Raw genomic sequence first — 20,274 nt, forward strand, 5'->3', positions numbered from 1 at the left:
CTGCAATGACCCAGATCGGAACCTTCACGCGCAATGATGACGGCTTCTTCGGCAATCTCTCCACGCTAACAATCGAGGCGAAGATTGCCATCCTGCCTGCCGAGAAATCCAAAACCGAAAACGCGCCCGACCATCTGATCTATTGCGAAGGGATGGCGATCGGTGCGGCTTGGGACCGCGCCGGAGACAAGGCTGGGGATTACCTCTCCGTCTCAATAGACGACCCGTCCTTTACGCAGCCGATCCGCGCCAAGCTGTTCCGGTCCGATGCAGAGAACAGCGTCTGGAGCCTGCACTGGAAGCGATCTTCGAAGCGCGACGGGCGAGGCTGAACAGATGCTTCTGGAGCCCTTCGACGAATCTTTCTCGCCAACCCTTTTGATCCATTGCGCGCCGGTGAAAACCTTCGACCCGACCGCCCGCGAGGCAGCCCAGAGGGGGCCGGACACTTGCTTGTGGCTGCGGACGCCGATTTCATCACAATTTTGGCAAAGCCGGTTCGATTGGCGAGCCCCTGCCCTTAACGGAAGCGAACACCGTCGCAGGCTGGCGGCGCATCGGTTCTGCGGTCTGCGGGACGCAGCCCACAGAGGCATGACGACGTTTGCCGCATGTGTGATGCTCGGCTTCGTGGCGCCCGAAACTGGTGCAGCGGCTTCCTCTGCTGGTGAACGGCCGGCGCACTCCGAGTCGACGATCTTGTCGGCTGGCCCGTGGTCGCGGCATATCCGGGAAGCGTCAAAACGCTTCGCCATTCCAGAGCAGTTGCTGCGCGGCGTCATGCATGTTGAGAGCGTCGGCGATGTTCGTGCGCTTTCAAGCAAGGGCGCAATGGGCTTGATGCAGATCATGCCGGCGACGTGGCAAGAACTGCGCATCAAATACCGTCTCGGTGACGATCCGTATCAACCGCGTGACAACATTCTTGCAGGTGCAGCATATCTTCGCGAAATGCTCGACAGCTTCGGGCGCAGCGGCTTTCTTGCCGCTTACAATGCCGGTCCTGGTCGGTACACGGAACATCTCTTAACCGGCCGTCCGCTGCCACGCGAGACGGTCGACTACGTCAGGAAACTTGCGCCGCTGCTCGATGGTGCAGTTCTCACTCCGCGGCGCGCGCGGCACGGAAGGGGCAGAGCCAGCTCACTCCGTGCAACGATCTTTCCGCATCCCCATGACATTCGGAACGCCGCTGCATCGGATGGCAATGGTTATGCCGAGACGATCTTTGCGGCGATTCATTCGTCTGCAATGCGGTCGCCAATGGGCAATCCTGTTGCGGACCTGACCGCGATCGAGCCACAGCCGGGTGAAACCGATTTCCAATCGAACCACGCTGGTTCCGGCCTATTCGCTCAGCCCTCTTTAGCCATATCGCAATGATCGCCACGTTCCTCCTCAATTGCATTCCGGCCTGTTCCGTCGCGGAAATTCCGGCGGAAGGGTTGGCTGTGGATGAGAACAGAGAGATTGGCAGGATAAAGGGCCGCGAGGTGCGGCTCGGTTCGGCCGATTGTTTTCCTTACAATTTTCGTCTCATTTCGCAATGTGCTGGCACAATCAGCGATGTGCGCTATTCCCAATTTTTCAGTGTTTCAATGGAAACCGCACCTCGTGGCCGTCTAGCATGAAGCGTGACGATAGCTTTCGCGTCCGCCCTGGTCGCATCCGCTCCCGCGCCGGCCAGCGCGCACGACCCTTCATCTTCCAGGCTCTTGCGGCCACACAGCGCGCCGGCGGTCACCTTACACGCCAGGGTCGGATCACCTCCCCGCGAGCTTCAACGTTTGGCCGCGGCAGGTCAGCGAGCATCCGCGCCAGTCGCCTCATCTCTGACCGGTCACGCGGCGCCGTCGTCAAGACCCGTGTGGTACGGCAGTTCAGAGGGTCTGGGCCACTCGCCACCCATCTCAAATATCTTCGCCGCGAAGGTGTTACACGTGATGGTGAGAAGGCGAGGATGTTCGGTCCCGACACCAAAGATGCAGATCATGACGCCTTCTGCGACCGCTGCAAGGATGATCGGCATCACTTCCGTTTCATCGTTTCGCCAGACGATGCAATGGAGCTCGGCGACCTCAAGAACTTCGCTTGTGACCTGATGGCCGACATGGCGCGCGACCTCGGCACGAGGCTCGACTGGATAGCCGTCGATCACTGGAACACCGAACATCCGCACGTTCACATCCTCGTTCGCGGCGTTGCCGACGATGGCGAGAGCCTTGTCATCTCGCGGGACTACATCCGCCAGGGCATGCGCGATCGGGCGAGCGACATTCTCACCCAGACGCTTGGGCTCCGCATGGACCTCGACATCCGCCGGGCCATCGAGCGCCAGGTCGACACTGAGCGCTGGACGCAGCTCGATCGCCAGCTTGTTCGTGACGCCGACCGTCATGGTATCATTGATCTCGCGCCACATCCTGATCGCCGGCCCGACGAGTTCCTGGGGCTCAAAGTCGGCCGGCTGCGGCAACTGGAAAGCCTGGGCCTCGCGAACGAGATCCGTCCCGGCCAGTGGATAGTGGTCGAACAGGCCGAGCCCACTTTGCGCGCCCTCGGTGAACGCGGCGACATCATCAAGCGCATGCACCGCAGCCTCACTGTGCATGGGCTAGAAAAAGGGACGGCCGACTATGTGCTAGCCGCCGAAAGGATTGATGCGCCCGTGATCGGCCGACTGCTCGAACGCGGCCTTTATGACGAACGGCGCGGCGCGGCCTATGCCATCGTCGATGGCATTGATGGACGCACGCACCACATTCGCTTCCATGACCCTGATGCGGCCGGAGACTCCGACCCGGGCTCGGTCGTGGAGTTGTGCCGCGATGCGAGTGCAAATGGCGGTGGCCGGGTCACGCTCGCGGTCCGCTCCGACCTGTCAATCGAACAGCAGGTCCATGCTTCCGGCGCGACTTGGCTCGATCGCCAACTCGTTGCACGCGAGCCTGCCGAATTCGGTGACGGCGGCTTTGGTAGGGACGTAAGACAGGCACTGCAAGATCGGGTCGACCACCTTGTCAGCCGCGATCTGGCCAAGCGCGAGGGACAGCGCGTCATTCTTGTGCGCAATCTGATCGATACTTTACACGATCATGAGGTGGAATCGCTCGGTGCCCGCCTCGCCGCCCAGACGGGCCTCTCGTTCACGAAGGCTGCCAACGGCGATCATGTGGCTGGGATTTACCGGCGGCGTTTCTCGCTGGCTTCAGGCCGGCTCGCGATGATCGACAATGGACTCGAATTCAAGCTCGTGCCCTGGTCGCCGTCGCTCGAAAAGCGATTGGGTAATCAAGTCATCGGGGTCGTGTGCTCGGATATGGGGGGCGTGGATTGGAACCTGGGAAAGAAGCGCGGCATCGGGCTATGAAGGTTCCAGGCGTATGCTCTATCCTGATGCTGGGAAGCCAGCACGGTCGCACATTCTATTTGTACCTGCACAGTGAAGCGCCGATTGCCTCGCAAAAAACAGGGACTTTGCGCATCCTCGATTCAGTCTGGCGCCGGCAATCGCGGCACTGGCGCTGTTTGCCTTCGTCTATCACTGGAATAGCTATCTCTGGCCGCTGACCGTTCTACAGGGCAATGCACACGAATATCCGATCGTCATCGGCCTTAGTCGCCTGCTCAGCTACAACAGAGGCGCTCTAAACACGGGACTGGTGATGGCTGGCGCCACGCTTGCCGTGCTCCCGCCACTGGTGCTCTTCGTCTTGCTGCAGCGCTTCTTTGTGGATTCGATCGTCGGCTCGGCGGTCAGGGGATAATGAACCAGCGCGGCGCTCTGTGCTAAGGTGTACACCGATCAACACAGGACACCGCTATGGCCGCTAGCACCACTATGACAATTCGCGTCAGTCCCGATGTAAAGGAAAAGCTCGACCGGATCGCAACCGACACCCGGCGTAGCAAGTCGTTCCTCGCAGGTGAAGCCGTCGCAGCGTATGTCGATCGCGAGCTTGAAATCATTGAAGGTATCAAGCGCGGCCTTGCTGATGTCGAAGCTGGGCGCATCGTGTCTCATGATAAGGCTATGGCAGAAATTTATGCCGCGATTGATGCCGGCACGGGCCGCAAGGTGTGACGCGAGCCGTTCAGTGGTCTCGCGGTAAGCTGGACGACATCAAGGAACAGATCGCCTATATCTCGCAGGATAATCCGCGCGCTGCGCGCCTGGCAGCAGACCGGATTCTGGACGCAGGGGCCGCGCTTGGGGAAATGGCAACCGGGCGACCCGGCCGTGTATCCGGCACCTATAAAAAGCCTTTGAGTCGCCTGCCCTACATCATCGCTTATGCCGTGACCGCCAAGGGCGCCCGACAAAGCATTTCAATTTTGCGGGTGATCCACGCAGCGCGCGATTGGCAGGACGAGGCATGGCCGAACTGAACGAAATCTCGCGACGAAGGGCTTTAAGCGCGAGCGGATTTGCTGCCAACAATTTTGACAGCAAGCTGCCGGGTATTGCTCCCGAGTTTAACCGGAGACCTGGGTGGGAGCATATACGTCGAGCACGTTCTGAGTTTCGTCCGTTCGCAATGAGTTATAGCCGCCAACGATCTGGCAAAAACCACGATTCAGTCCGCGGTCAGCACGACCTTGACACTCTGTGAACGGTCGGCGGCAAGTCGGAAGGCATCGGGGGCGCAAGAAAGCGTGCGCTCCGCTGTCATCAGCTTCAGGACGTCCACCTCCCCCGACACGATGAGATCGACCGCCCGGCCGAACTCCGTGCCGAAGCGGAATGTGCCTTTGAGGTCGATCTCCTTGGCCATCACTGCATTGGCAGGCAGCGGGATCTGGCCACCGGGAAGATTGCCGACCTGGACCACCGTGCCGCCGCGCCGGACACTAGCGATCGCCGCGGCAAGGCCGGCGGCAGTGCCTGAAATCTCGAACGCCACATCAAGCGAACCGCCGGCAGCAAGCGCCTGGAGTTCGGCGTCGCCGCCGGAAAGGTCGATCGTCCTGTCGGCGCCCAAACTGCGGGCGAAGGCGAGCGGCGCGGCGGCGATGTCGGCGACGGTCAGTTCAGCGCAGCCCGCAAGCCTGGCCGCGAGCATGGTCAAGAGACCGATGGGGCCGGCACCGAACAGGATGACATTGCGGCCCCTGATGTCGCCCGCCCGCGTGGCAGCGTGCAGGCTGACCGCCAGCGGCTCGGCAAGTGCGGCCGCCTGGTAGGCCACGTCAGATGGAACCTTGAAACATTGCGCGGGCGTGGCGTCGAACAGGCTGGCGAAGCCGCCCTGCATATGCGGCGTCTTCGATGCCGAGCCCATGAAATAGATGTTCTCGCAGAGATTGGCGCGGCCTTCCAGGCATCGCGCGCAATGCCCGCACCAGCGCGACGGATTGACCGCGACATGGTCGCCGACACCCAGGCCGGGTGCCGCGCCGTTGATCTCGACGATTTCGCCCGAGATCTCGTGGCCGAGGACAAGCGGCGAGGTCACAACGAAGTCGCCGGTCCGGGCATGGCGGAAATAATGCAGGTCGGAGCCGCAGATGCCCCCTGCCCCAAAGCGCACCCGCACCATGCCTGGTGCCAGCGGTTCAAGCGGACGCTCCACGACGCGCAGGTCCTGCGGGCCGAACAGCGTCGCGGCAATCACCTGGCCACTCACCGGATCAAGCCCATCTCGGTCGGCAGCCAAAGCGTGATGGCGGGTATGAAGGTGATCAGAAGCAGCGCCACGATAAGCGGCACCAGCCACGGCAGGATCGCCATGGTGGTGCGCTCAACCGAGAGCTTGGCGACGCGCGACAGCACGAACAGCACCATGCCGAGCGGCGGGTGCAAAAGCCCGATCATCAGGTTGAGCGTCATGATCAGCCCGAAATGCACAGGGTTGATGCCGTAGACGGCAGCGACCGGCAGCAGGATCGGCACCAGAATCGTGATCGCGGCGATCGTATCGAGGAAGCAGCCGACCACCAGCATCAGGATGTTGACCAGGATCAGGAAGACCCACTTGTTTTCGGTGAGCGCGAAGATGAAGTTCGAAAACAGCTGTGCTGCCTGGCTGACGGTGAGCAGCCAGGCGAAGATCGATGCGGCGGTAACGATGAAGAGCACCGAGGCGGTCGTTTCGATCGTGTCGAAGCTGGCCTTGGCAAGCAAACGCAGCGTCATCGTGCGGTAGCGCACCAGCCCGAGGAAAAGCGACCAGATCACAGCCGCCATCGCCGCTTCGGTCGGCGTGAACCAGCCCATCGTCATGCCACCGATCAGGATGACCGGCGTCATCAGGGCCATGACCGCGGAGAAATCGAAATACCAGTCCGCCACGATCAGCACCAGCAGCGCTATGCCGACCGCGATATTGATCGACAGGCCAAGCTGCACCAGCACATAGCAGCCAATCGGAAAGGCAGCCACCACCAGCACCTCGCCCGCCGCTTCGGCCAGCCGCCGAAGCTCGAAGGATGTGTCGGAGCCCCAGCCGCGCCTGTAGGCGAAGATGGCGACCGTGATCATCATCAGCACGGTCATGACCACGCCGGGCAGGATGCCGGCCATGAACAGCGCGCCAATAGAGACATTGGCCATCATGCCGTAGATGACGAAGGGCAGCGAAGGCGGGAAGATCGGCCCGAGCGTGGCTGAAGCGGCGGTAACCCCGACCGCGGCGTCGATCGGATAGCCGTGGTCCTTCATCGCCTTGATCTCGATGGTGCCGATGCCGGCGGCGTCGGCGAGCGCGGTGCCCGACATGCCGGAAAAGATCACCGATCCGATGATGTTGACCTGCGCCAGGCCGCCTTTCATCCAGCCGACCAGGGCAAGGGCGAAGGAATAGATGCGCCCGGTCACGCCGGCGATGTTCATGAGGTTGCCGGCCAGGATGAAGAACGGAACGGCGAGCAGCGGAAAGCTCTCCACCCCGGCGATCATGCGCTGGGCCGCGATGATATCGGGCGCGACGCCGTAGATGACGAGGTAAAGGATCGACGCGGCCGCCATCGAAACGGCGACCGGCACGCCGATGAGCATCAGGACAAGAAAGCCCCCGACCAGAAGCAGCATCGCTCAGACCCCCGCCGTCTCGAACGCGCCAGGACGCTCGAGCACCGAATAGCCGCGCCTGTAATTGCCGATGAAGACCTGGATCGAGCGCAGTAGCATCAGCACGAACCCGGCCAGTACGGCGTAGAAAAACCAGCGCCGCGGCAGGTTGACGGTGACCATGCGCTCATGCGCCACGATCGTGACGTAGCGCCACATCAGCCAGGATCCGTAGGCGAAGAATGCGATGCGGATAACATCGACGGCGAGCGCCAGCCAGCGGCCGACGCGCTCCGGCAGATAGTGGTAAAGCACGTCGACATGGATATGGCGCGAAAGGCGCACGCACATGGCGGCGCCGAGAAAAACGACGACGACGAGCGCGTTGATGGCGATCTCTTCGGTCCACGCAAGGCTGTTGTTCAGCGCATAGCGGGTGAAGAACTGCAGGAAGACACACACGACCATGCCCCAGAAAACGGCAAGCGTAATCCAGTCCTCGATGCCGTGGTCCGACAGGTCGACGTGTACCGGCACCTCCTCGAAGGCGTGCGCGATCTCTTCGACGGTGATCTCGGTGTGGTGTTCCTCGGCCATCGGCGCGGGCTCCCGAAGCTGGTGGGTCGTCAAGGATTGAAAAGGCCGTCCGGCGCAATTTGGAGCCGGACGGAAGGGCAGGTTAAAGCAGCAAATCCGATTGCCGCTCTGTCTTCTTGATCAAGCATCTGATTTCCCGGTGCCCTACTTGATGGCGCGGATCGCTTCCCAATCGGACTTGTTGTAGCCGAACTCCTCGAAGGTGACCTTCTCCAGCACATTCTTCTCGAAGTCGGCACGGTCGACATCGGTTACGCTGATGCCGCGGTCCTTGAATACCTGCACCAGTTCCTTTTCGCGGGCGACGATCTTTGCCGTGGCGCGGGCGGCAGCCTCCTGCATCACCTCGGTGAAGATCTTCTTGTCCTCGTCGGAAAGCGAGGCCCAGCGCGACGCCGATATGATGGTGTTGAGATGATCGACGATATGGCCAGTGAGCACGATGTTCTTCTGCACCTCGTAGAATTTCTTCGCCTCGATGGTGGTCAGCGGATTCTCCTGGGCCTCGACCGTGCCGTTCTGCAGGGCCAGATACACCTCGGCGAAGGCAATCGGCGCGGTGTTGGCGCCGCAGGCACGCGGCATGGCCAGATAGGCCGGCACGTCGGGAACCCGCATCTTCAGGCCCTGCATGTCGGAGCACTTGGCGATCGGACGGTTCGAGGTGGTCTGCCGCGTCCCGTAATAGGTGGTGGCGGCGATGTGATTGCCGGTCTTGTCCTCATAGCCCTTGGTCAGGGCCTTGTAGACGTCGCTCTTGGTGTATTTCAGCAAATGGTCGGCATCGCGGAAAGTGTATGGGAAATAGGTGACGCCGATCGGTGGATATTCGCGCGCCGCGAAGCTCGATCCGGAAATGATGATATCGACGGTACCGAGCATCAGGCCCTGGTTGATGTCTGCTTCCTTGCCAAGCTGCGAGGCCGGATAGACGTCGATGGCGTAGCGGCCCTGGGTGCGCTTCTTGATTTCGTCGGCCGCCCACACGGATTCGGTGTGGAAGGGCTCCGTCGTCTCGTAGACATGCGCCCATTTCAGGACCGTTTCCGCCGAGGCCGACGCCATGGGTATGGCAATTGCGGCGATCGCACCGAGCAGAACTGCGTATTTTCTCAGCATCTAATTCCTCCCTGGTTGAACTTGACGGCCGGATCTCCCCCCGGCCAACTGCTATTCCGCAACCTCCTTGGCTGCGGCTCTCTCATCGAAATTGCGTGAGAATCTGATTTGCGACTGGCGCAGATGCTGCTGCATGGCGGCCTTGGCCCGCTCGGGGTCGCGCGCGGCAATTGCATCACGCACGGCAAGATGTTCCTTTGCCGCGACCTGCCAGGAATCGCTGGTCTCGAAATAGATCGACAGGCGTTCGAAGTACGGGTTCATGCGCTGGTCGAAAAGCTCTCCGATGAAGCGCACCAGCACCGCGTTCTCGAGAATGCCGGCGACGGCGGTGTGGAATTCCCGGTCGAGCGCAATGGTCATCTTGTTGGGGTGACGCATGGCCTCCATCCGGCGCAGCACGTCGTCGAGCCGTTCGATATCTGCAGGCCGGACATGGAGGGCCGCTTCGGCGGCGATCGCGCCTTCGACGAATTCGCGCGCGCGCAACAGCTCGAACGGGCCTTCCTCTATTTCGGGTTCGGAGGCGGCGGCGCTCGGCGGATCGGTGACGTAGATACCCGAGCCGACGCGGATGCGTATGCGGCCTTCAACCTCCAGGGCTATCAGCGCTTCACGGACCGTCGGGCGGGAAATTCCGAGCTGGTCGGCCAGATCCCGCTCGGTCGGCAGACGGTCGCCGACGGAAAACTCGCCGGCATCGATCAGCTGCCTGAGCTGATCGGCGACCTGTCGGTAAAGCCGGCGTGGTTCAACGGCCTGGATCGGCATGCGCGTTTAGTTCCCTCCCGGGCCAACCCTGGTACATTGGTCTGACCCATTGACCGCAGCTTAGACAGAGGATGCGGAGAGTCAAGCTCGATAGAACCGCGACCCGCACAACCGGAACGCGGCGGCATTGCGCAAGCATTCCATGCGTCAGCGCCGTCCCCCGCGAATGACCAGGACGTTCCCGGCGGCGACGAGGGCGAGCCCGGCGACCGCGTAAGCGGTCCAGGCATAGCCTTCCAGCGCCGTGGAGATCAAAAGCGCAAAGACGGGAAATATGACGGTCGCATAGCCGGCGCGGGCGCCGCCAATGCGTCCGAGCAGCGTCAGGTAGGCGGCGAAAGCCACGACGGTCGATATGACGGCGAGGAAGACCAGCGAGCCGATATAAGAGGCGGTCGTCGCGAACACGAACGGCTCACCAAGCAGGAAGGCCAACAACGCCGACCACAAAGTGCCATAAAGCATGCCCCAGGCGCTCGTTGAAACGAGCGGCAGTCCGCGGCGCTGGTTGGCGACGGAGACGAGATTGCCGGCGCAGAAGCTCAGCGTGCCGCAGAGGCACAGAAGAAGGCCCACCAACGTGCCGCCGGAAAGCCCGTTGGCAGCGATTTCGGGAAAGAACATCAGCGCTATTCCGGCGAAGCCGATGATGCCGCCGGCGAGAATGCGCGGCGCCGGGCGCTCGCCGATGACCAAGGCAGCGAGCAGCATGTTGATGACCGAAGCGAGCGAGAAGACGACTGAGAGCAAGCCGCTGACGAGATAGCCGGCGCCATAATAGAAAAACAGGAAGTTCGACGAGAAGATGAGGATGCCGAGCACAGCAAAGCGCAAATGATCGGTGATCGGAAAGCGGAGCCGCCGACCGGAAAAACCCGCCCAGGCAAACATCAGCAGCGTGGCGATGGCGAAGCGCCAGACCAGATTGACCTCGTTCGACACGCCGCTGCCGACCTGAAGTTCGATCGCGAACCACGATGCGCTCCAGGCAATGACCGTCAGCGCGTAAAGCCCGTAGTCGACGGGTTCGAAGGGGCGGTCGCGCGTCGTCATGCGCATTTCCGCATTAGTCGGTTCCGCGGCGCCGTTTGGTTCTCTTGTTACTGACATGCTGGCCAAGACTCTTCCGCTCACAAGACGCTTACAGACCGATTGTCCTCCTTCGCCGCTTCTGAACCCAGAAGACGAGACCGACCAACAACAGGGCCGGGATGGTAAACCAATAGCGCGATGGCCGTTCCGCAGGGACTAGCACCTGGTTGATTTCGTCGCCGGGCTGCAGGCCGAATTTGGCCGCCTGGCTGCCCAGTCGCACGACGCCGACTGTCACGCTATCGCCAAGCGCACTGACGTCCAGGCCCGCAGCCTTCAGGCGTTCGGCCGATGAATTTGCAGGCCCGAGCTGCAGCCGAACCAGCTTCGATATCTCATCGCCGTTGAGGTTCAGTGTCGTCAGGCGCAGGCGAACCGCGCCTCCCTCGGCCGTCTCGTCGACGATACGGCTGAGTTCGGTGGCGGGTACTGCCCGATACGGTTCACTCACCTGATCGAGCAACAATCCCGGCCTGAACAAGATGAAACAGGCCACAAGCAACGCAATCGTCTCGTACCAGCGGTTGCGCACGAGCATCCAATTCTGCGTCGCTGCTACAAACGAGACCATGGCCAGCGTCGATGTCACCACCATCGCGACGAAATCGAACGGACCTTCGAGATCGATCATCAGCAGTCCGGTGTTGAAGATGAAGATGAACGGCAGCAGGCCGGTACGGATCTCGTACTTGAAGCCCTGAATGCCGGTCTTCACCGGATCGGCGCCGGAAATTGCCGCAGCAGCATAAGCCGCCAGGCCCACTGGCGGCGTCACATCCGCCATCAGCCCGAAATAGAAAACGAACATGTGGACGGCGACCAGCGGCACGGCAAGATCGTTCTGCGCCGCCAAATCGACGATGACCGGCGCCATCAAGGTGGCGACGACGACATAGCTTGCAGTGGTCGGCATGCCCATGCCGAGAATGATGCAGATCACCGCGGTGAACAAAAGCATGACGAGGAAGCTGCCGCCCGAGATGAATTCGACCAGTTCGGTCATCACCAGCCCGATGCCGGTGAGCAGAACCGTGCCGACGATGATGCCGGCCGTCGCAGTGGCGATGCCGACCGTCGTCATGTTGCGTGCTGCAGCGGACAGACCACCGACCAGATCGTCGAAACCGTGAAGCCAATGCTGCGCCAGCGCGCGGTCCTTGCGGAAAAAGGCGGTGAGCGGCCGCTGCGTGACGATCAGCGCCATAAGGGCGACAGCGCCCCAGAATGCCGACAGGCCGGGCGACAACTCCTCCACCATCAGGCACCAGATCAGCAGGATCACAGGCAGCAGAAAATGCAGGCCGGTGCGTGCCGTCTCGCCGAAGTGGGGAATCCTGACGATCTCGCCCTCCAGATCCTCCAGCGGCAGGTCGGGATAACGCGCCCGGTAGGCGACAAGGCCGATGTAAACGGCGATCAGCGCGGCAGTGATCATCCAGGTCGCGGCCGTGCCGAAAACGATCTTCGTCCAGCCAATGCCGTAATAGACAAGCCCTGCGAGGATGATGAAACCGCATACGCCCATCAGCCCGCGCAGCGCGCCCTGAAATGCGGAGTGCGTGCTGCGTGACGGCAGGCCCTTCATCCCCGTCTTCATCGCCTCGATATCGACGATGTAGAACAACGAGCCGTAGGTCAGCAGCGCCGGATAGAAGGCGTGCTTGACCACCTCGGCATAGGAAATGCCGACATATTCCGCGATCAAGAACGCGGCGGCGCCCATCACCGGAGGCATCAGCTGACCATTGACGCCGGCCGCGCATTCGATGGCGCCCGCCTTCACCGCAGAATATCCGACCCGGCGCATCAGCGGGATGGTGAAGGTTCCGGTGGTCACGACATTAGCGATCGACGACCCGGAAATCATGCCGGTCAGGCCGGAAGCCACGACACCGGCCTTGGCCGGACCGCCGCGGTATTTGCCGAGCAGCGAGAAGGCAAGCTGGATGAAAAAGCCGCCGGCGCCGGCGCGCTCCAGCAATGTTCCGAACAGAACGAACATGAAGACGACGTTGGTGGACACACCGAGGGCAACACCGAAGACCCCCTCCGACGTCAGCCACATCTGCGAGGCTGCGCGCGATAACGTCGCGCCCTTGTGGCCGAGCAGGCCAGGTAGGTGAGGCCCGGCGAAGATATAGATCAGCATGATCGCCGCGATGACGGTGATGGCAGGCCCGACGGCGCGACGGGCGGCCTCGAGCAGGATGAGGACGCCGGCGATCGAGACGACCAGGTCAGCCGTAGTAGGAAGGCCCGGCCGATGGGCGATATCGCTGTAAAAGACCAACAGATAGAGGGCGGACGCCGCCCCGGCGATGCCTAGCACCCAGTCGGGCAGCGGCACCTGGCTGCGCGACGAGGTCTTGAAGGCCGGAAACGTCAGCATCGCCAGAAACAGGGCGAAGGCCAGATGGATGGAGCGGGCGATGCCATCGCTGATGACACCAAAATTGAGCATGAACGGAAGGGGCGAGGCATACCAGAGCTGGAACAGCGACCATGCCAGCGATACGCCGAGGATCAGCTTCGCGGTGCGGCCGGTCGGCTTGCGCCCACCGGTGTCGGCCTCGGCGACGATCTCGCTAAGCTTGTCAATGTCGATAACGGGTTGGTCAGGCCCTGCCGCCCGCTGGCTTTGATCTGTCATCGTTCCCCACAATTATTTGCGATGCGAGGCGCCTGTGGCGCCTCGCATTGAAGGCCTCAGAGCCAGCCCTTCTCCTTGTAATAGCGCTCCGCGCCCGGATGCATTGGCGCCGACAGACCGGTCTTGATCATCTCCTTGGGATCGAGATTGGCGAAAGCCGGATGCAGTTTCTTGAAGTCGTCGAAATTTTCGAAGACCGACTTCACCAGTTCGTAGACCACCTCATCGGGCGTGCTGGCATTCGTCACCACTGTCGCGCGGACGCCGAATGTCGTCACGTCGTCCGGATTGTTGGCGTACATGCCGCCCTTGATGGTGGCGACTGAATAGTACGGATGAGCTGCCAACAGCGCGTCCACTGCCGGACCGGTCAGCGGGATGAGTTTGGCGCCACAGGCCGTGGTCGGATCCTGGATCGCGGCGGAAGGATGGCCAACGCCGTAGAAGAAACCGTCGATCTTGTTGTCGCACAGCGCGCTGCCCTGCTCGTCCGCCTTCAGCTCCGCGGCAAGCGAGAAATCGCCGAGCGTCCAGCCCATCTGCTTGAGCAACTCCTCCATGGACGAGCGGGTGCCTGACCCGGGATTGCCGACGTTGAAGCGTTTGCCTTTGAAGTCCTCGAATTTGGTGACGCCGGCGTCTGGCCGCGCCAGCACGGTAAACGGCTCGGGATGGACAGAGAACACGGCCCGCAGATCCTTGAACGGCTTGCCGTCGAAATTTCCGGTCCCCTCATAGGCCTGGTACTGGACGTCCGATTGGGTCAAGCCGAAATCGAGGTCGCCGGTCTGGATGGAGTTGACGTTGAAGACCGAACCGCCGGTCGACTCCGTCGAGCATCGGATGCCGGTTTTCTGCCGGTCCTTGTTCATCAGTCGGCAAATGGCGCCGCCGACGGCATAGTAGACGCCGGTGACCCCGCCGGTGCCGACCGTGACGAAGCGCTGCTCGGCTCCGACGGATGGCAGCGCCAGCAGCATGCAGGCCGCCGCGCCGATCAGGGTTTTCATCGAACTGTACATGGTTGCTACCTCTCTGGTGGGTGTCCCGGCCCGTCGCCGATGACGCGTTGGAACTGGTTTGAGGCGGTCCGCGTCGTGCGGGTCAGGCCGCTGAAGCAATCGCAGCGTCGATTGCCTCACCGAGCCGTTCGACGATCCGATCGATATCCTGTTTGGAAATGATGAATGGCGGCGCCACAAGCACATGAACGCCCCGCACACCATCAATCGTCCCGGCCATCGGATAAATCATCAGGCCGCGGGCCATTGCTTCGCGCTTGATGCGGGCGTTGAGTTCAAGCCTCTGATCGAACGGCTCCTTGCTGGCGCGATCAACCACCAGCTCGATTCCCCTGAACAGACCCCGCCCGCGAATGTCGCCGACGTGATGGTGGTTATCGAAGCGTTGGTGCAGGCGTTCGTCCAGCTGCGCGCCCATTGCGCTGACGTTGTCGAGTAGACCGTCACGTCGGATGACCTCCTGCACAGCAAGGCCGGCCGCCGCTGCCATTGGATGGCCCATATAGGTATGCCCATGCTGGAAGAAGCCCGAGCCTTGGGCAAAGGCATCGAAGATATGCCGGCCGAGCAGCACCGCGCCAATCGGCTGGTAGCCACCGCCGAGTCCCTTGGCGATGGTCAGCAGGTCGGGGGCGATGCCGTCCTGTTCGCACGCATGCAGCGTGCCGGTACGGCCCATGCCGCACATCACCTCGTCGAGAATGAGCAGCACGCCGTAGCGGTCGCAAATCGCGCGAATGTGCTTGAAGTAATCGGCGACCGGCGGCACCGCGCCGAGCGTCGCACCCACCACCGGCTCGGCGACAAAGGCGATGACCTCGTCCGGGCCGAGTTCGAGGATCTTGTCTTCGAGCTGCTGGGCGGCGCGCGCCGCATAGGCTTCGTCGCTTTCGCCATGCTTTTGATAGCGATAGGCGTAACAGGGGTCGATATGGTGGGTCTCGATCAGCAACGGCCTGAACTGGGCGCGCCGCCATTCGTTGCCGCCGGTGGCGAGAGCGCCGAGCGTATTGCCGTGATAGCTCTGCCGGCGTGCGATGAGATGGCGCCGTTGCGGCTCGCCTTTCTCGACAAAATATTGCCTGGCCATCTTGAGCGCGGCCTCGACCGCCTCCGAGCCGCCGCTGACCAGATAGACGTGGTCCAAGCCTTTCGGCGCGTCCTCGACCAGCCGATCCGCCAAGCGCTCCGCCACCTCGGTGGTGAAGAAGCTGGTGTGGGCGTAGGCGATGCGGTCAAGCTGGGTGTGCAGCGCGGCAATCACGTCGGGATGACCGTGGCCGAGACAGGACACCGCGGCGCCGCCCGACGCATCGATATAGGACTTGCCCTTGGCATCGAACAGTTCGATGCCTTGGCCGCGAGCGGCGACCGGCAGCGTCGAGTGGATGGTTCGATGAAGAATGTGTGTCATCGACGGTCCCTCAGGGGCATTTTCTTCGGCGCACGCTGGTTCAGGTGGGTCTTGAGGGCGGCGCCCTGCTCATCGAAGCGTCGCAGCGATTCGACGGCGCCCTCGCCTGCCTGTCCTGCGACAAGAGCACCGAGGATCTCAGCAACGATGAAAGCTGGCGTCATGGTGTGGAAAAAGGACGGGCTGCCGGTCGGCACGACGACTAGGTGATCGGCAAGCAGCGCCAAGGGCGCTACCCCGCTGTCGGTGATCGCAATGACCGGTACGCCGCGGCCGGCAGCGTACTCGACAAGCTGGATTGTGAAGCGCGTGTAGGGCAGGACGCTGGCGGCGATCAGCACGTCGTCCTTGGTCGCATGGGTCAGAGCGTCGCCATCAGTTCCGCCGATGCCGTGCAACAGCACCGACTTCTCGCCGATCAGCGACAGGATGTAATGCAGATGCCAGGCCACCGCATGGCTCGAGCGCAGGCCGAGGCAATAGACGCGCCTTGCCGCACTCAGCGCCCTGGCCGTGTCGACCAGACGGTCGATCGACCTGCTTTCGGCCAGATGGGAAAGCTGGTTGGAAATCGAATCCAGAATATCGGCCGCCAGCGCGTGGTCGCCCTTGAGCTTTTGGCTGGCCACCTGAAGGCCCGCCTTGCCAGCGAAACCGATTTCGCCGTCCCGGATCGCGGCGGCGTAGATATCGCGTACCGCCTCGTAGCCATCAAGGCCGAGATGCTGGGCCAGCCGCGTCATCGTCGCCGGCTGCACTCCTGCGTGCCGGGCCTGCTCGCGCATGGACAACAGCGCGACATCATACGGCTTGTCAAGGACATAGCGCGCAGCGGACCGAAGCTGCGCCGACATGCCGTCGAAGGCAGTGACGATCTGTCCAGCAAGCTCTCCCTGGTCCATGGATATTGCTAGCTCGCCAGCCCAGCGATTGCAACGTCTGTTTCAGTGTGATCAAAGATTGATTCATATGAATCTTGTCGCTCACAGAACGTCCCCATGAAGCCGGCCACTGGTCTCGACCGCATCGCCATAGCCGTCGCCCCGAATGGGGGACGTCGCAGCAAGGCCGACCATCCGGCGATTCCACTGACACCAGCCGAACTTGCGAGGACGGCCGCGGAATGCGCCGATGCCGGTGCGGCTATGATCCACGTCCATGTCCGCGACAGAAGCGGCAATCATCTGCTCGACCCCGACGCCTACCGCCAGACGATCGCCGCCATCCGCGGTGCTGCCGGCGACCGCTTGATAATTCAGATCACCTCCGAAGCGCTCGGTATCTATTCGCCGGCCCAACAGATGGCCGTCGTACAAGATGTGAAGCCGCAAGCTGTCTCGTTGGCGCTTCGCGAAATCGTTCCTGATGCCGGATCGGAACTCGCCTGTGTGCGCTTCATGGCCTGGCTGCACACCGAGGGGGTTGCGCCGCAGATCATCCTCTATTCGCCCGAGGAGGCCGTCAGGCTTTCGGACATGCAGCAGCGCGGACTGATCCCCTGGGCAAGCATACCGGTTCTCTACGTGCTGGGCCGATACACGCCGGGACAGGCGTCCGTTCCTGCCGATCTCCTGCCATTCCTCGCGGCGAACATGCCGCGCTTCGACCATTGGAGCGTCTGCGCCTTCGGCCGCAACGAAGCGGCGTGCGTGACCGCCGCCGCGTTGCTTGGCGGCCATGTCCGGGTCGGCTTCGAAAACAATCTTTTCCTTCCGGACGGCAGCATAGCCTCGTCCAACGCCGAACTGGTAGCGACCGTCGCACGCATACTCGCCGACTGCGGCGTCAAGATCGCCTCGGCCGCCGAGTTGGCGGCTCAATGGAACGCGCCGTTTCGTTCCATATGACAAACCAAAGCCTATTTTCGGCGGCAAGCTCGCGCAAGACATAGAGAGGCGGCTGCAATGTCATCGCCACGGAAGAACGACGTGTCCCCGCCCGCGGCGCGGCGATTGCAACAACAGTGCCGGTCGTTGTAACCATTCCGGCCGCTTGATATTGGAGGAGACGCAGCATGGACCGATTCACCGGCGGTTGCCTGTGCGGCAACGTCCGAATTGTCGCGTCAGGGCGCCCATACCGGGTCGGCCTTTGTCACTGTCTCGACTGCCGCAAGCATCATGGCGCCCTTTTTCACGCTTCCGCGATTTTTCCTGAGGATGCGGTGACGATCGACGGCGAAACACGCGACTACGCCGGGCGGTTTTTCTGTCCCCGCTGCGGCTCCTCCGTTTTCGGACGCACCGCAGACGAAATCGAAGTAAACCTGGGGTCCCTGGATGCGCCTGACCAGCTGATGCCAACCTACGAAAGCTGGATCATCCGACGCGAGTCCTGGTTGCCGCCGTTTCCGCTCACCAGACGGTACGAGCGCGATCGTGACGCCACGGGTCGCTTTGAGGAATAGGTCGCAGGAACGGTGCCGAGGAGGCAACGACATCAGAACATGGATTTTCACAGGCCGCCTGCTCACGCCGCTAAAATGTGAACTTGCATGCTTACAAGGTGCGCTGCCTTCATCCACATTGCCCCATGGGCATTCGTGAGCGCCTAAGGCGACCCGTGACAGCCAAGGCGCCGGACCTTAGAGGAGGATCGCAGGGGATGGGATTCATCGTCGCGATCCTGACGCAGGCTTTGTACAGAGCGCCGCGTTCAAAGCTGGCCGTTTAGGAGGTCACGCCGGAAGATCGGCCTTGCGGAAGCCATCAACGAAATGCCCAAGCAGCGCAGCGTCGTGGAATGGCTCTGTCGTGGTCCAGTGGCCCGCCGCCTCGAAACGATGATCACAGGCTAGTGGTCGCGGCGACAATCAACCCGCCCAAGACGGCGACATTGATGGTGAAGCCGGTACGAAGCGCTTCGCGTTCATCGCCGCTGTAGCGCCAGAAGTTGAGCGCCATGAACGACGCCGCAATGGTGAATACGGCCAAGGTCGCGGCGGGAAAGGGTCCACCAAGGCCCGCTGCTAGGCAAAAGCCGCCTGCGATCTCCAGCACCGATCCGGCCGCGAGAAGAGGCCTGGGAGCAGGAAAGCCCCGCTCGGCCAGGGACGCTGTAACTGCCCGGAACCTGAGGAAATGCTCGGCGCCCGCCCAGATAAAGACGCCGCCGAGCAAAACCAATCCAAGGTGGTGGAGGAACGCGATCATTCCTTGCTGCCGTCCTCGGTGTAAACCGCTAGCTCGTAACCATCCGGATCCGCGAAATGAAAGCGCCGGCCGCCGGGGAACCCATAAATCGGCCTGACGATCGTGCCTCCCGCTTCCTCGACCCGCTTGACCGTTGCCGGCAAATCATCGGCATAGAGAATGACGAGCGGGCCTCCTCCGGACCTCGCTGGGCCAGCGGCGAAGCCACCTGACAAGCGCCCGTCGTTGAACTCGCAATATTGCGTGCCGTAGTCAGTGAAGGTCCAGCCGAAGGCCTTTCCGTAGAAGTCGCGTGACCGCTGAATGTCTTTCACGTTGAATTCGACGTAGTCGATCCGTTGATCGTTGTTGTTGCTCATGATGCATACCTCTCGTGTGGTGTACGACGGCGAAAGATAAGCACGCATCTCGCCTGCCGGATTGAACAAAACGGCCATCGACGTATGGCTTCACACGGCGCCGCCGAGGCGATGCATCTGACATGATTATTCACCTACCCTCTTCCTTCCGGCCGGAAGAAACAACCGATTCTTGCAACCGTTTTCGATTGGCAGACGTTGTCGGTCGTGCAGATTGTTGTCTCGAGCGACGGCGGGCGCAGCCACTGCGTCGGTTCACCGCCGGTAATCCGAAGAGGAGCGAGATGAGCGATCCCGTCCCAGCGCAGGCAACGGGTTCATTTCAGCAACGTCCAGCGTCGGCGCGGCTTCACGGGAGCTTTGCTTCGGTGTGGGCGCATCGAATGGACCCGGCGGGCGCACCGCCAATCGTCGTCATGCCCGATGCAACGATCGACCTGCAATGGATCGGAGGCAGCTTCCGAATTGCCGGCCCCGACAAGGAGCCGCAGACCGAGGTCCTGGCGGCAGGCGAGATCGTGATCGGCTTGCGCTTTCATCCTGCCACGGCGGCGGCATGGCTCGGCGTGCCACAAATCGAGCTTGTCGGCCAGAGGCTGTTGCTCGACGATTTATGGGGCGCGCGAGCCCGGCGCCTCGCCAGCCGCGTGCGCGCAGGCGACAATCTCGAGGATCTGGCCTGTTCGCTCGAACAGGTCGTCGCCGAGGAGGCGGCCTCCCGCGCGCCAGACGTTCCCATGCAGGCGGCATATCGCCTGATCGAGCGCGGGCCGCCACCCGACGCGCCGCTCGTCCCTTGGTTGATGCGCGCACTCGAGATGAGCGAAAGGACGTTGCGCCGGCGCTTCGACGAGAGCTTCGGCTATGGCCCCAAGACGCTTGACCGTATCCTCCGCTACCAGCGCTTTCTGCGGCTTTCGAGCCAATCAAACAGCGCCACGGCCATCCTGGCAGCCGAGGCGGGCTATTCCGATCAGGCGCATCTTGTCCGCGAGAGCCGACGCCTGACGGGAAGCACCCCGCGACAGATTCATCACCTGCTGCAGAACGGGTGAAACCACGTCGCGCTCTTCATTGGCCGTTTTGTTC

At 62.1% G+C, this 20,274-nt stretch carries 21 protein-coding genes; 9 read left to right on the plus strand and 12 right to left on the minus strand.

What is annotated here, in order from left to right:
• The first annotated feature begins 5 nt into the window (after positions 1-5).
• The 6 genes from NKH67_RS20250 (at position 6) to NKH67_RS20275 (ending at position 4,389) form a co-directional block, all read left to right on the plus strand.
• A complete protein-coding gene (locus NKH67_RS20250; protein WP_353031725.1) occupies positions 6-332 on the plus strand; it encodes a DUF736 domain-containing protein in 327 nt (108 codons plus the stop codon).
• Positions 333-336: 4 nt separating this feature from the next.
• Positions 337-1,383, plus strand: a complete 1,047-nt coding sequence (locus tag NKH67_RS20255; RefSeq protein WP_353031727.1) for a lytic transglycosylase domain-containing protein — start codon at positions 337-339, stop codon at positions 1,381-1,383.
• A complete protein-coding gene (locus NKH67_RS20260; protein WP_352470551.1) occupies positions 1,380-1,631 on the plus strand; it encodes a hypothetical protein in 252 nt (83 codons plus the stop codon). The genes NKH67_RS20255 and NKH67_RS20260 overlap by 4 nt, the downstream gene beginning before the upstream one ends.
• Positions 1,628-3,370: a relaxase/mobilization nuclease domain-containing protein gene (locus NKH67_RS20265; RefSeq protein WP_353031729.1), complete on the plus strand. Its 1,743-nt coding sequence runs from the start codon at positions 1,628-1,630 to the stop codon at positions 3,368-3,370. The genes NKH67_RS20260 and NKH67_RS20265 overlap by 4 nt, the downstream gene beginning before the upstream one ends.
• 453 nt (positions 3,371-3,823) lie before the next feature.
• A complete protein-coding gene (locus NKH67_RS20270) occupies positions 3,824-4,084 on the plus strand; it encodes a CopG family ribbon-helix-helix protein (RefSeq protein ID WP_352452153.1) in 261 nt (86 codons plus the stop codon).
• The gene (locus tag NKH67_RS20275; protein WP_352819822.1) at positions 4,081-4,389 is read left to right on the plus strand and encodes a type II toxin-antitoxin system RelE/ParE family toxin; all 309 of its coding nucleotides are present in this window, start codon (positions 4,081-4,083) and stop codon (positions 4,387-4,389) included. Before NKH67_RS20270 ends, NKH67_RS20275 begins: the two co-directional genes overlap by 4 nt.
• A 188-nt stretch (positions 4,390-4,577) precedes the next feature.
• On the opposite strand, the gene NKH67_RS20280 is transcribed toward NKH67_RS20275, so the two are convergent.
• The 10 genes from NKH67_RS20280 to NKH67_RS20325 all read right to left on the minus strand — a co-directional run bounded on the left by NKH67_RS20280 (position 4,578) and on the right by NKH67_RS20325 (position 16,576).
• Complete coding sequence (locus NKH67_RS20280) at positions 4,578-5,627, minus strand: L-idonate 5-dehydrogenase (RefSeq protein ID WP_352819824.1); 1,050 nt, start codon at positions 5,625-5,627, stop codon at positions 4,578-4,580.
• Positions 5,624-7,030, minus strand: a complete 1,407-nt coding sequence (locus NKH67_RS20285) for a TRAP transporter large permease (protein WP_352455844.1) — start codon at positions 7,028-7,030, stop codon at positions 5,624-5,626. The genes NKH67_RS20280 and NKH67_RS20285 overlap by 4 nt, the downstream gene beginning before the upstream one ends.
• Positions 7,031-7,033: 3 nt before the next feature.
• On the minus strand, positions 7,034-7,606 hold the full coding sequence (locus tag NKH67_RS20290) for a TRAP transporter small permease (RefSeq protein WP_352455843.1): 573 nt from the start codon (positions 7,604-7,606) through the stop codon (positions 7,034-7,036).
• A gap of 144 nt (positions 7,607-7,750) precedes the next feature.
• Complete coding sequence (locus tag NKH67_RS20295) at positions 7,751-8,725, minus strand: sialic acid TRAP transporter substrate-binding protein SiaP (protein WP_502893778.1); 975 nt, start codon at positions 8,723-8,725, stop codon at positions 7,751-7,753.
• Positions 8,726-8,776: 51 nt separating this feature from the next.
• Positions 8,777-9,496: a FadR/GntR family transcriptional regulator gene (locus NKH67_RS20300; RefSeq protein ID WP_352969227.1), complete on the minus strand. Its 720-nt coding sequence runs from the start codon at positions 9,494-9,496 to the stop codon at positions 8,777-8,779.
• A gap of 147 nt (positions 9,497-9,643) precedes the next feature.
• Positions 9,644-10,549, minus strand: a complete 906-nt coding sequence (locus tag NKH67_RS20305) for a DMT family transporter (RefSeq protein ID WP_352969229.1) — start codon at positions 10,547-10,549, stop codon at positions 9,644-9,646.
• 88 nt (positions 10,550-10,637) lie between these two features.
• Positions 10,638-13,238, minus strand: coding sequence for a TRAP transporter permease (locus tag NKH67_RS20310; RefSeq protein ID WP_353031732.1), 2,601 nt, complete (start codon positions 13,236-13,238; stop codon positions 10,638-10,640).
• Between the two features lie 56 nt (positions 13,239-13,294).
• Entirely contained in the window at positions 13,295-14,248 is a 954-nt protein-coding gene (locus NKH67_RS20315) for a TAXI family TRAP transporter solute-binding subunit (RefSeq protein WP_023674270.1), read from the minus strand.
• Positions 14,249-14,342: 94 nt separating this feature from the next.
• Entirely contained in the window at positions 14,343-15,674 is a 1,332-nt protein-coding gene (locus tag NKH67_RS20320) for an aspartate aminotransferase family protein (RefSeq protein WP_352969233.1), read from the minus strand.
• On the minus strand, positions 15,671-16,576 hold the full coding sequence (locus tag NKH67_RS20325) for a MurR/RpiR family transcriptional regulator (RefSeq protein ID WP_352969235.1): 906 nt from the start codon (positions 16,574-16,576) through the stop codon (positions 15,671-15,673). The genes NKH67_RS20320 and NKH67_RS20325 overlap by 4 nt, the downstream gene beginning before the upstream one ends.
• 96 nt (positions 16,577-16,672) lie before the next feature.
• Here NKH67_RS20325 and NKH67_RS20330 point away from each other — a divergent pair, with 96 nt between their 5' ends.
• The gene (locus NKH67_RS20330; protein WP_352470561.1) at positions 16,673-17,521 is read left to right on the plus strand and encodes a beta-keto acid cleavage family enzyme; all 849 of its coding nucleotides are present in this window, start codon (positions 16,673-16,675) and stop codon (positions 17,519-17,521) included.
• A gap of 167 nt (positions 17,522-17,688) precedes the next feature.
• Positions 17,689-18,081 carry a GFA family protein gene (locus NKH67_RS20335; RefSeq protein WP_352452141.1) on the plus strand — a complete coding sequence of 131 codons (393 nt, stop codon included), beginning with the start codon at positions 17,689-17,691 and terminating at the stop codon, positions 18,079-18,081.
• Positions 18,082-18,460: 379 nt separating this feature from the next.
• Here NKH67_RS20335 and NKH67_RS20340 read toward each other — a convergent pair whose 3' ends face one another.
• Both NKH67_RS20340 and NKH67_RS20345 read right to left on the minus strand, forming a co-directional pair.
• Positions 18,461-18,826: a DoxX family protein gene (locus NKH67_RS20340; RefSeq protein WP_352470562.1), complete on the minus strand. Its 366-nt coding sequence runs from the start codon at positions 18,824-18,826 to the stop codon at positions 18,461-18,463.
• The gene (locus NKH67_RS20345; protein WP_352470699.1) at positions 18,823-19,188 is read right to left on the minus strand and encodes a VOC family protein; all 366 of its coding nucleotides are present in this window, start codon (positions 19,186-19,188) and stop codon (positions 18,823-18,825) included. The genes NKH67_RS20340 and NKH67_RS20345 overlap by 4 nt, the downstream gene beginning before the upstream one ends.
• 380 nt (positions 19,189-19,568) lie before the next feature.
• Between NKH67_RS20345 and NKH67_RS20350 the strand changes: the two genes are divergently transcribed.
• Entirely contained in the window at positions 19,569-20,240 is a 672-nt protein-coding gene (locus NKH67_RS20350; protein ID WP_352470563.1) for a helix-turn-helix domain-containing protein, read from the plus strand.
• The last annotated feature ends 34 nt before the right edge of the window (positions 20,241-20,274 follow it).

Origin of the sequence: Mesorhizobium sp. M0968, from assembly GCF_040319065.1 — a bacterium.
In the GTDB taxonomy this organism is placed as follows: Bacteria; Pseudomonadota; Alphaproteobacteria; order Rhizobiales; family Rhizobiaceae; genus Mesorhizobium.